Annotated in this window: 5 protein-coding genes; all 5 read right to left on the reverse strand. The window is 62.7% G+C overall.

The features are described from left to right. Position 1: 1 nt before the first annotated feature. From treZ to FNL56_RS09920, 5 genes are read right to left on the reverse strand one after another with little or no spacing between them, the layout of a single operon-like run. On the reverse strand, positions 2–1762 hold the full coding sequence (gene treZ / locus FNL56_RS09900) for a malto-oligosyltrehalose trehalohydrolase (protein ID WP_143572548.1): 1761 nt from the start codon (positions 1760–1762) through the stop codon (positions 2–4). Further along, positions 1759–3837 (reverse strand): glycogen debranching protein GlgX, encoded by a 2079-nt coding sequence (gene glgX / locus FNL56_RS09905; RefSeq protein WP_143572549.1) that lies wholly within the window; start codon positions 3835–3837, stop codon positions 1759–1761. The genes treZ and glgX overlap by 4 nt, the downstream gene beginning before the upstream one ends. A 2-nt stretch (positions 3838–3839) precedes the next feature. Next, positions 3840–5987 carry a 1,4-alpha-glucan branching protein GlgB gene (gene glgB, locus FNL56_RS09910; protein WP_143572550.1) on the reverse strand — a complete coding sequence of 716 codons (2148 nt, stop codon included), beginning with the start codon at positions 5985–5987 and terminating at the stop codon, positions 3840–3842. Next, positions 5984–9280: a maltose alpha-D-glucosyltransferase gene (gene treS / locus FNL56_RS09915; RefSeq protein ID WP_143572551.1), complete on the reverse strand. Its 3297-nt coding sequence runs from the start codon at positions 9278–9280 to the stop codon at positions 5984–5986. Before treS ends, glgB begins: the two co-directional genes overlap by 4 nt. 11 nt (positions 9281–9291) lie before the next feature. Beyond that, entirely contained in the window at positions 9292–11241 is a 1950-nt protein-coding gene (locus FNL56_RS09920) for an alpha-1,4-glucan--maltose-1-phosphate maltosyltransferase (RefSeq protein WP_143572552.1), read from the reverse strand. Between the last annotated feature and the right edge of the window lie 163 nt (positions 11242–11404).

Consider the following 11404-nt stretch of genomic DNA (forward strand, 5'->3'; position numbering starts at 1 on the left):
TTTAGTTTTCCATTCGCCAGGACACCGACCACGGCGCCACCTCGTTGAGGGCATCGCGGCCCCACAGGTTCGTGCCAGCCAGGGTCGGTCGTTCGGCGATCGTGTTACCGGAGAGATTGGCCAGCAGGCGTAGCGTGGCGCCGTCACCCATCGTCCAGTGGGCGGTGAGAAGGCCGTTATCGGCAGCCTCCGCAGCGCCGAAGCGTGCGCCACGGAGCCGCGGAATGATGTGCTGCTGGCGGAGCGCGAGCAGGTCGCGTACCAGCTTCAGCCGCTGCTGGCCGGCGGCTTCGTCAAGATTCTTCCAGTCGAGCACGGCGGACTGAAACGTCGACTCGTCGAGGGGATCGGGAATTTCGTCGCCGTATTTTTCGTAAGCCGAGGCGAATTCCTTCTTGCGACCCTGGCGGACCGCTTCGGCGAGGTCGCCCTTGAAGTCGCAGAAGAACGGGAAGGGTGCCTTGGAGCCCCATTCGTCGCCCTGGAACAGCATCGGCACCATCGGCGCCAGCAGCGTGATGGTCAGAGCGGCCTCGATCGCCTTCGGCTTCGCGATGGCTTCCAGCCGGTCGCCGAGCGCACGGTTGCCGATCTGGTCGTGGTTCTGCAGGAAGTTGACGAAGGCCGAGGGCTCGAGCTGGCCGCTCGGCTCGCCGCGCGCTTCGCCATCGCGATGCGCGGAAGGTTCGCCCTGATACGCGAAGCCGGAGGACAGCGTGCGTACCACATGGTCGATCGGGCGCGGCGAGTAGTCGCTGTAATAGCCCTTGTCTTCGCCGGTCAGCAGTACGTGCCAGGCGTGATGATAGTCGTCATTCCACTGCGCGCGGTACTTGCCGCGCGCCGGGTCGGTAACGGGATCGAGCAAAGCGGCCTTGTTGTCATCGTTCTCCAGCACGAGGTGGATGAAGCGGCCGGTCTCGGCGGCGAGTTTGCCAACCTCGCGGCTGAGTTCGTGCAGCATCGGGATCTCGCCCTGCTCGGGGATGGCGTGCACGGCATCCAGCCGCAGCCCGTCGAAGCGATAGTCGCGCACCCAGGCCACCGCGTTCTCGATCGCATAGGCGCGGACCTGCGGCAGGTTGTAGTTGATTGCCGAGCCCCACGGCGTATGCGCGTCGCCGAAGAAATCGGGCGCGTAGGAGCCGAGGTAATTCCCCTCCGGGCCGAAGTGATTATAGACGACGTCGAGAAACACCATCATGCCGCGCAGATGCGCCTCGTCGATCAAGGTCTTGAGATCCTCGGGGCGACCGAACATGCAGTCCGGCGCGTACCACAGCACGCCGTCATAGCCCCAATTATGCCGGCCGACGAAATCCGCCAGCGGCATCAGTTCGAGCGCGGTGATACCGGTTGCCCTCAGATGATCGAGCCTATCGATCATCGCGAGATAGGTGCCCTCGGGCGTGAATGTGCCGACATGGGTCTCGATCAGCACGGTCTCTTCCCATGGCCGGCCGCGCCAGTCGGCGGCTTTCCATGGGTAGGCGTCGTGGTCGATCACTTCGCTGGGGCCGGCGATATTGCCGGGCTGGAACGAGGAGCCGGGGTCCGGCACGTTGTCGGCGCCATCGATATGGAAGCGATAGGTCGCGCCGGCCTTGACGCCCGGCACTTCGGCGGTGAACCAGCCGTCGGTGTCGCGGTCCAACGGATAGAGCTTGTCGAGCATCACATCGACACGCTGGGCGGCGGGCGCCCATAGCCGGAACTCCGCGCCTGTCGATGTCAGGCGCGGTCCAAAACTTCGCTTACTCATGAAAAAGAACCTGCAAATGCGAGAACGGATCGCGGCGGCGCATCGATGTCGCTGCCGGAAGGAAGGATGGCGATCGACAGCGCGTCGTCGGCGGTGTTGAGCACCTGGCGCCAATGCTTGTATTCTGGCAGCTTCGGCAGCTTGAAGGGGATGCCCTCGGGCGCCGAATTCAGCACGATGAAGATCGGGTTCTGGTTGTCCTCGCAGGGGCTGAGCACATAGGCCAGAAATCGGCCATCGGGAAACGCCCAGTCCTGCTCGGTCATTTCCTCGGCCGCGGGCGTCAGCCACAGCACACCATAGGTGCCGTCGGCACGGCGACCGTCTAGCCACCTCTGCGCACGGATCTGCGGGAAACGCGCGCGGAGTTGCGACATGTAGCCGACGAATTCGGTGAGGTCGTCTTCCTTGAGGCCGAGATTTTCCCAGCCGACCCAGCCAATCTCGTTGTCCTGGCAGTAGGCATTGTTGTTGCCGTCCTGCGTGTTGCCGACCTCGTCGCCGGCCAGAATCAAGGGAACGCCCTGCGCCAGCATCAGGCAGGCAAGCTGGTTCTTGCGCAACTGCCGGCGCAACGCCTGCAGCGCCGGATCGCTGGTCGGGCCTTCTACGCCGAAATTGTTGCTCAGATTGTCGCTGGAGCCATCGCGGTTGTCCTCGCCATTGGCAAGATTGTGCTTCTCGTTATAGGAAAACAAATCAGCCAGCGTGAAGCCATCATGCACTGTGACATGATTGATGCCGGCCCGCTGCTTGCGGCCGTCATGGTTGAACACGTCGGACGACCCCGTCATGCGGCTTGATACTTCCCCGATCAGGCTTCCTTCGCCACTCCAGTATCGGCGTAACGCGCTTCGGTACTTGTCGTTCCATTCGGACCATTGCGAGGGAAACGCGCCGACCTGATAGCCGCCCATGCCGAGATCCCAGGGCTCGGCAATCAGCTTGACCGTGGCCAGCAACGGGTCCTGGCGCACCGCGGTGAGGAAGGCGCTGTTGCGATCGTACCCATTGGGATTACGAGCCAATTCGGTGGCGAGATCGAAGCGGAAGCCGTCGACGTGGCACACCTCGACCCAGTAGCGCAAACTGTCCATCACCATCTGCAGCACGCGCGGATGCGTCAGGTTGACGGAGCTGCCGCAGCCGGTGAAGTCGTCGTAATAGCGCTTGTTGTCCGGCATCAGCCAGTAATAGGAGGCGTTGTCGATGCCGCGGTAGCACAGCGTCGGGCCTAAGTGATTGCCTTCGGCGGTGTGATTGTAGACGACGTCGAGGATGACCTCGATGCCGGCATCGTGCAGCCGCGCCACGGTGGTGCGAAACGAGTCCAGCGGATTGTCGGCGCCGTAGCGTGCTTCGGGCGCGAAGAACGACAGCGAATTGTAGCCCCAGTAATTGGCGAGCTTCAGCTCGACCAGCCGGCGGTCATCGACGAAGCTCTGCACCGGCAGCAGTTCGATCGCGGTGACGCCGAGCCGTTTCAGGTGGTCGATCATCGCCGGGGATGACAGCCCGCGGTAGGTGCCGCGGATGCCGGGTGGTATGTCCTTGCGGCCCATCGTCAATCCCTTGACGTGGGCCTCGTAGATGATGGTGTCTTCCCACGCCACGCTCGGCCGGGATTCCTTGCGGCCCCAGTTGAAGGTCTCATCGACGACCACCGCCTTCGGCATGCCGCGGGCGTTGTCCCGGCGATCGAAGGAAAGGTCCTCGCGCGCGCTGCCGGTGCGGTAGCCGAAATGCGCGTCGCTCCACACCAGCCGGCCGGCCATCCTCTTGGCATAGGGGTCGAGCAGCAGCTTGTGCGCGTTGAAGCGGTGGCCATGCTCGGGCTCGTAGGGCCCGTGCACGCGGTAGCCATAGAGCTGGCCCGGCGAGACGTCGGCCAGATAGCCATGCCAGACGTCTTCGTTGCGCTCCGGCAATTCCACCCGCTCCAACTCGCGACGGCCCTGGCTGTCGAACAGGCAGAGTTCGACCTTCTGGGCGTTCGCCGAAAACAACGCAAAGTTGGTCCCCCTGCCGTCCCAGCTTGCACCGAGGCGAGAGTGAGTTCCGGTGGTAACGCGCATGTTTAGAATTCCGGTATGAGAAAAATGGCGGCCAGCGGCGGCAGAGTGAGGTTCAGCTCCGGCACCAGCCCGGTGGTCTGCACCTCACCAGCATTGCCCACATTGCTACCGCCGTAAATCCCGGCATCGGAATTCAGGACCTCGCGCCACTTGCCGGGGAACGGCACCCGGACCTTGTAGTCGCGATAGACGTTCGGCGAGAAGTTCACCACTACGAGGCACTGGGCGCGTGGATTGGCGCCCTTGCGCAGCCAGGCAAAGACGTTGGAGGCGGCGTCCTCGGTGATCACCCATTCGAAACCGGCCGGATCGCAGTCCAGTTCGTGCAGCGCAGGCTGGTTGCGATACAACTCGTTGAGGTCGCGGACCAGCGACTGGATACCGACATGCTTGGGCTGTTCCAGAAGGTGCCAGTCCAGCGAACGGTCGTGATTCCACTCCCGCTCCTGGGCGAATTCGCAGCCCATGAACATCAGCTTCTTGCCGGGGTGGCCGAACATGAAGGCGTAGTATGCCCGCAGATTGGCAAAGCGCTGCCAGTCGTCGCCGGGCATCCGCCCGATCAGCGATTTCTTGCCGTGCACGACTTCATCATGCGACAGCGGCAGCACGAAATTTTCCGAGAACGCATATTGCAGACCGAACAGGATCGAGCCGTGATGGTATTTACGGTAGATCGGATCCTGGCTGATGTAGTTCAGCGTGTCGTGCATCCAGCCCATGTTCCACTTGTAGCCGAACCCGAGCCCGCCATATTCGACCGGGCGCGACACCGACGGCCACGCGGTAGATTCTTCCGCCGCTGTCATGGCGTTGGGGAATTTGGCGTAGACCTCGCTGTTGAAGCGGCGCAGGAAGTCGACGGCTTCGAGGTTTTCCCGGCCGCCATACTTGTTGGGTATCCAGGCGCCGGCGTTGCGGCTGTAATCGAGGTACAGCATCGAGGCGACCGCATCGACGCGCAGGCCGTCGATATTGTAGCGCTCCAGCCAGAACAGCGCGTTCGACACCAGGAAGTTGACCACTTCGGTGCGGCCGTAATTGTAGATCAGCGTGCCCCAGTCCATGTGCCGGCCCTGCAGGGGGTTGGCATGCTCATAGAGCGCGGTGCCGTCGAACACGCCGAGGCCGTGCGGATCGTCGGGGAAATGGCCCGGCACCCAGTCGAGCACCACGGCGAGGCCTTCGGCGTGGCAGGCATCGACCAGCGCGGCAAAGTCTACCGGGGTGCCGAAGCGGCTGGTCGGCGCGAACATGCCGGTCGGCTGGTAGCCCCACGAGCCGTCGAACGGATGCTCGTTGACCGGCAGAAATTCGATGTGGGTGAAGCCGAGATCGCGGGCGTAGCGCGGCAGCGTTTCGGCCAGTTCGCGATAGGTCAGCCAGGCGTTTTCGTCGCCCTTGCGGCGCCATGAGCCAAGATGCACCTCATAGACCGACATCGGCTTGTTCAGCGCGTTGATATCGGCGGGCGCGGGACGCGGCAGGGGGATGTGTTCTTCATCGACCACGATCGAAGCGGTCGAGGGACGCAGCTCCGCCGCGAACGCCATCGGATCTGACTTCAGCGCCAGCTTCTGGCCCTGCGGTCCGGTGATGGCGAATTTGTAGTGATCGCCGGCGGTCGCCGCCGGGACGAACAGCTCCCAATAGCCGGCACCGCGCACCCGCATCGGGTGACGCCGCGGGTCCCAGAAATTGAAGTCTCCGACCAGGCTGACGCGCTGCGCGTTCGGCGCGAAAACGACGAAGCCGACGCCTTTGACGCCTTCCAGCGTCATCGGATGCGCGCCGAGCTTGTCGTACAGGCGCTGGTGGGTGCCTTCGCCGAGCAGATAGAGGTCGAAATCGGTCAGGATCGGCGGAAAGCGATAGGGGTCGTCGAGATCGACGGTGTTGTCGCCATAACGGGCGCGCAATTGATAGGTGGTCGAGCCATTGGCGAGCGGGCCCACGAACAGGCCGGCCTCATGGAGACGCTCCAGCGCCGTCGTCGCGCCATGGGCATCGATCGCATCGACATTGCTCGCGCCCGGCAGGAAGGCGCGCACGATCGTCCGGTCGTCCTCCTGGTGGGGTCCGAGATAGTGAAACGGATCGGCGTGTCGCCCTTCGACGATTGCATAAGCCTCTTCGGGTAACTTGATCATGAAACATCCTCAGAGTGCTGATTCAAAATACGCAGCGTGCCGGCCAACGGAACACGCAGCCAGTCCGGGCGATGCGCAAGTTCGTATTCGATCTCGTAGAACGCCTTCTCAAGCAGGAAGAAGTCCAACATGGCCTCCGCCCTGGCCGGATCGGCGGGCCACAGTCTCGCATCGGTCACGGTAGCGCGATAGGCACCAACGAATGCCGCCGTTGCGCGTTCCCGCCAGCCGTCGAGCGCCGCGGCCAGTTTGCCGTTTTCGTCGGGGGTGACCTTGATCGCACGTTCCAGCGCCGCTGTGACCGAATAGTCGATCGAGCGGATCAGGCCGGCGACGTCGCGGGCCGCCGGCGCCTTGCGGCGGCGCTCGGCGATCGGACGGCGCGGCTCGCCCTCGAAGTCGATGATGAAGATGTCATCCTTGACGATCAGCATCTGGCCGAGGTGGAAGTCGCCATGGTGGCGGATCTTCAGCCCGTCGATGTCTTGCGGCAACAAGGCTGCCAGTCGCTCGCGCAGACCGTCACGCAGCGCTAGCACCTGATCGATCAACGCGCGATCGGTTTCCTTGGCTCCGGCGCGGCGCTGCTGCATGCCGTCGAAGGCGACCTCAGCGCGGGATACAATTTCTTCGATCCACAGCCGGACGTCGTCCGCCGTATTCGGCTCGGGCGCAAAGCCCTCGACGTTGTCGTGGCTGCCCAGCGCCATGTGCATCTCGGCGACGCGGCGGCCGGTCTGCACCATGTAGCGCAGATACGGCACCTGCTCGTCGCTCTGGGCGAGCTCGGCACCATTGACGAGCATTTTCTGCTCATCGACGAAGCGGTCGAGATAGGCTGAAGTAACGGTCCAGGCGTCGCCCTGATTCTGCACGAAGGCGTGGATGATGGCGATCGCGCTATGCTGGTCGCCCTCGATCAGCTCGATGCTGCCGAGCAGCGCCGGGGTATTGGCATAGCCGGCGACGTCGGTTAGAAAGCGGCCGACCTCTGCCTCCGGATTGATGCCGGTCTGCAGCTTGCGATACAGCTTGACGACATAGTCGCTGTCGACCAGCGCGGTCGAGTTCGACTGCTCGGTTTCGACCGCGCGGATATGCTCCAGCGGCTTGACCGGCAGCGTGGCGAGCTTGGCCGTCGGGCGGAATTCCAGCCGGGCGCCGCCTTCTTCCGTGGTGACGGAATGGCGCAGGTTTTCCAGCAGCAGCGAGATGAACTCGGCATCCGTGGCGACATCGAGCAGCGTGCCCTCGCGGGCGCCCTGGCGCACGGCGGCGAAAGCCCGCGCGTTGTAGCGCTCGCGATCGAAGCGCACCCAGTCGATCTGCATCGGCAGCAGGTAGCGTGTCGCGACGCCGCGCTGCGTGCTCTCGAAGAATGCCAGCCATGGCCGGTTGTCGCCTTCGTTGGCGAACGGGATCGCCGAAGTCAGCCGGGTTTGGATCGCCTTGGGGTTTCGTTCCGGATACCAGCGCGTGCGCGCCAGATGAGCCGGCAGCACGTCGCGTTCGAATACGCCGCGCGTTCGGCCAAGTGTCATCCACGACGAACCGAGCGGCACCACCAGCGTCTCGAATTCCGGCACCACGGCGGGCTGGGTATGTTCGGACTCGTCGCGCTCTTCCAGCAGGAACCAATAGAAGCCGTACGGCGCCATCGTCAGCATGTAGGGCAGCTCGCCGATCGCTGGAAATTTGTTGCGGCCGAGCATTTCGCAGGGCACCCGCTCTTTCCACGGCGACAAATCGAGCTCCGTCGCCTGCGCGGTACGCGACAGGTTGGCGACGCAAAGAATGACCTCGTCGCCGAACTGGCGGACATAGGCCAGAACCGAGCGATTGGTCGGTCGGATGAAGGTCATGGTGCCGCGGCCGAAGGCCAGCGTCGATTTGCGAACCGCCATCAGCCGCTTGGTGGCCGAGAGCTGCGACGACAACGAGCGCGACTGCGCCTCGACATTGACGGATTCATAACCGTAGACCGGATCCATGATGGTCGGCGCATAGAGCCGTGCGGGATCGGCGCGCGAGAAACCGCCATTGCGGTCCGGGCTCCACTGCATCGGGGTACGAACGCCGTTGCGGTCGCCGAGGTAGATGTTGTCGCCCATGCCGATCTCGTCGCCGTAGTAAATCACCGGCGTGCCGGGGAACGACATCAAGAGCGAGTTCATCAGCTCGATCTTGCGGCGGTCATTGTCCATCAGCGGCGCGAGACGGCGCCGGATGCCGACATTGATGCGGGCTCGCGGATCATTGGCGTAAGTGGACCATAGATAATCGCGCTCGACGTCGGTGACCATTTCCAGCGTCAACTCGTCATGGTTGCGCAGGAACATCGCCCACTGGCAATCCGCCGGGATGTCCGGGGTCTGGCGCAGAATGTCGGTGATCGGAAAACGGTCTTCCTGGGCGATCGCCATGTAAATGCGCGGCATCAGCGGGAAGTGGTACGCCATGTGGCATTCGTCGCTGTCGCCGAAATATTCCTGCACGTCCTCGGGCCACTGGTTGGCCTCGGCGAGCAGCAGCTTGCCCGGCGCATAGGCGTCGAGCTCGGCGCGCAGGTGCTTGATGACCTTGTGAGTCTCGGGCAGGTTTTCGTTGTTGGTGCCGTCGCGCTCGACCAGATAGGGGATCGCATCCAGTCGGAAGCCATCGACGCCGGCATCGAGCCAGCGTTTCATCACCTGTACCACCGCCGAGACGACGCGTGGGTTGTCAAAATTCAGATCGGGCTGATGCGAAAAAAATCGGTGCCAGTAATAAGCCTTGGCTTCCGGGTCCCAGGTCCAGTTCGACTTCTCGGTGTCGGTGAAGATGATCCTGGTGCCGTCATATTTCGTGTCGCTGTCGCTCCAGACATACCAGTCGCGCGCGCTCGAGCCCGCCGGGCTGCGCCGGGCGCGCTTGAACCAGTCGTGCTGGTCGGAGGTGTGATTGATGACCAGCTCGGTGATGACCCGCAGGCCACGCCGCTTGGCTTCGTGGATGAAGCGGCGGAAGTCCTTCATGGTGCCGAAATCGGGATGGATCGATCCGTAATCGGCGATGTCATAGCCATCGTCGCGGCCGGGCGACGGGTAGAACGGCATCAGCCACAGCGCGGTGACGCCGAGTTCCTGCAGATAGTCGAGCTTATCGGTGAGGCCGGCAAAATCGCCGATGCCGTCATTATTGCTGTCCGAAAAGGCTTTGACGTGCAGCTGATAGATGATCGCATCCTTGTACCATAGATGATCATCCTTGGCGCCCGGCGCGACAGTCGAGTCGATGGGAGACATGACGTTCATGGGAAGTGCTTTCAGGCGAGGCAACGGAAGAAGATGGCGGGGTCGCGCATCGGATCGATCCGGATGCGAAGACCACCCCATTCGACCGGATGGCGCTCTCCGGTAATGATATTCTCGACCGCGGCCACGTCGCGGCGCTCGCCGTCGATCATCACCTGGCTGTTGATCGGCAGCCAAACCTCATGGACGTCGCGCGAAAGCGAAATCGCGCCGGCCACCATGTTGCTGTGGTCCACGGATTCTTTCACGAAACCGATGACATTGACGTCGTCCACAGCAAGGAAGCGCAGATTGCTGGTCTGCTGGAGTGCCTTGTTCGCGCGGCGCGCCATGTTGAGTTCGCGGATATAGGGCTTGATATTGCCGGGCTTGTCCCAGTCGCGGACCCGGATCTCGTATTTCTCGGAATTCAGGTACTCTTCCTTGCCCGGAATGGCCTCGTTTTCGAGCAGCTCGAAGCCGCTGTAGATGCCGTAGGTCGACGACAGCGTCGCCGCCAGCGCGACGCGCGCCTTGAACATCCAGGCTTCACCTGACTGCAGATGAAAAGGCAGGATGTCCGGCGTGTTGACGAAAAAGTTCGGACGGTAGAATTCACGCTCGGGATAACCGCACAATTCGTTCAGATATTGCTCGATCTCCCACTTCTCGGTGCGCCATGTGAAATACGTATATGACTGCGAGAAGCCGAGCTTGGCCAGGCCCTTCATCAACTTCGGCTTGGTGAAGGCCTCGGCCAGAAACAGCGCGTCGGGGTGCTTGAGCTGCACTTCATGGATCATCCACTCCCAGAACCGCAGCGGCTTGGTGTGCGGATTGTCGATCCGGAAGATTTTGACGCCGTGATCGGCCCAGAACAGGATCACGTCGCGCAGCGCATTCCACAGCGATCCGGCGTCGTCGCAAGTGAAGTCGGGGTTGTGGATGTCTTCGTATTTTTTCGGCGGATTCTCGGCATATTTCATCGTGCCGTCGGGCCGACGCTTGAACCAGTCGGGGTGCTCGGTGATCCAGGGATGGTCAGGCGAACACTGCACGGCGACGTCGAGCGCCACTTCCATGTCGAGCGACTTCAGCGCCGCGAGCAGCGCCTGGAAGTCGTCCATCGTTCCGAGGTCGGGATGGATGGCGTCATGGCCGCCTTCCTTGCCGCCGATGGCGTAGGGGCTGCCGACGTCGCCGGGCTCGCCTCTCAGCGCGTTGTTCTTGCCCTTGCGGTTGGTCACGCCAATGGGATTGATCGGCGTGAAATAGACCACGTCGAAGCCCATCGCGGCGACGTCCGGCAGCCGCGCGATACAATCGCGGAAGGTGCCGTGCTGGCCCTCGATCTTGCTCTGGCTGCGCGGCATCATCTCGTACCAGGCGCCGTTGCGGGCGCGCTCGCGGTCGATCATCAGCGGCAGCAACGGCGAGCGTGTCAGGTCGGGGCGCGCCTGGGCTTCCGACATCGCGGCGCGCAATTCGGGCGCCAGCAGCGGCGCGGTGTCGCCGGTCTGCAGATAGTTTTCACACTGCCGCACGATCAGCGCCGAAGCCTCCTGACCGCCGGACTGTGCCTTGGTCATCAGCCCCGCGCCTTCCAGCGCGTCCAACGTGACATCCTGGCCAGCCTTCAACTTCAGCTCGAAGCCATGGCGCCAGGTGGCAAATTCATCGGTCCATGCCTCGACGGCATAGACATAACGGCCGATGCCATCCGGCATGAACGAGCCGCCCCAGCGGTCATTGACTTCAAGCGCCATCGGCGTGCGGTTCCAGACGCTGTCCTGCTCGCGGCGCCACACGATGGCAGCTGCGACGATCTCGTGACCGTCCCGGTACAGGTCGGCAAACACCTCGATCGGCTCGCCGGCGATCCGCTTGATGGGGAAGCGCCCGCCGTCGATGATCGGATAGATGTTCTCGATATGGAAAGCACCATTGGTGGCGCTTTCGACAGTCTGAGTGGTTTTGTTCACGTTGAGGCCATCGACAAGAGGATGTCGTCCCAATTCGAGTTGCGGAAAAGAGACGTTGCGATCATATACAAAGTGCGGCAACGGGCGTTAGTTCCATCGGGAACCGAGCTTAAGCATATGCGTTGAAAGCTGCTATCCTCTTCGTGGAATTCATAAATTTCGC

Origin of the sequence: Tardiphaga sp. vice304, from assembly GCF_007018905.1 — a bacterium.
Lineage (GTDB): Bacteria > Pseudomonadota > Alphaproteobacteria > Rhizobiales > Xanthobacteraceae > Tardiphaga.

Bases quoted from the DNA above. Each gene is read 5' to 3' on its own strand.
- treZ (WP_143572548.1), bottom strand. From the start codon at position 1,762: ATGAGTAAGCGAAGTTTTGGACCGCGCCTGACATCGACAGGCGCGGAG.
- glgX (WP_143572549.1), bottom strand. From the start codon at position 3,837: ATGCGCGTTACCACCGGAACTCACTCTCGCCTCGGTGCAAGCTGGGAC.
- glgB (WP_143572550.1), bottom strand. From the start codon at position 5,987: ATGATCAAGTTACCCGAAGAGGCTTATGCAATCGTCGAAGGGCGACAC.
- treS (WP_143572551.1), bottom strand. From the start codon at position 9,280: ATGAACGTCATGTCTCCCATCGACTCGACTGTCGCGCCGGGCGCCAAG.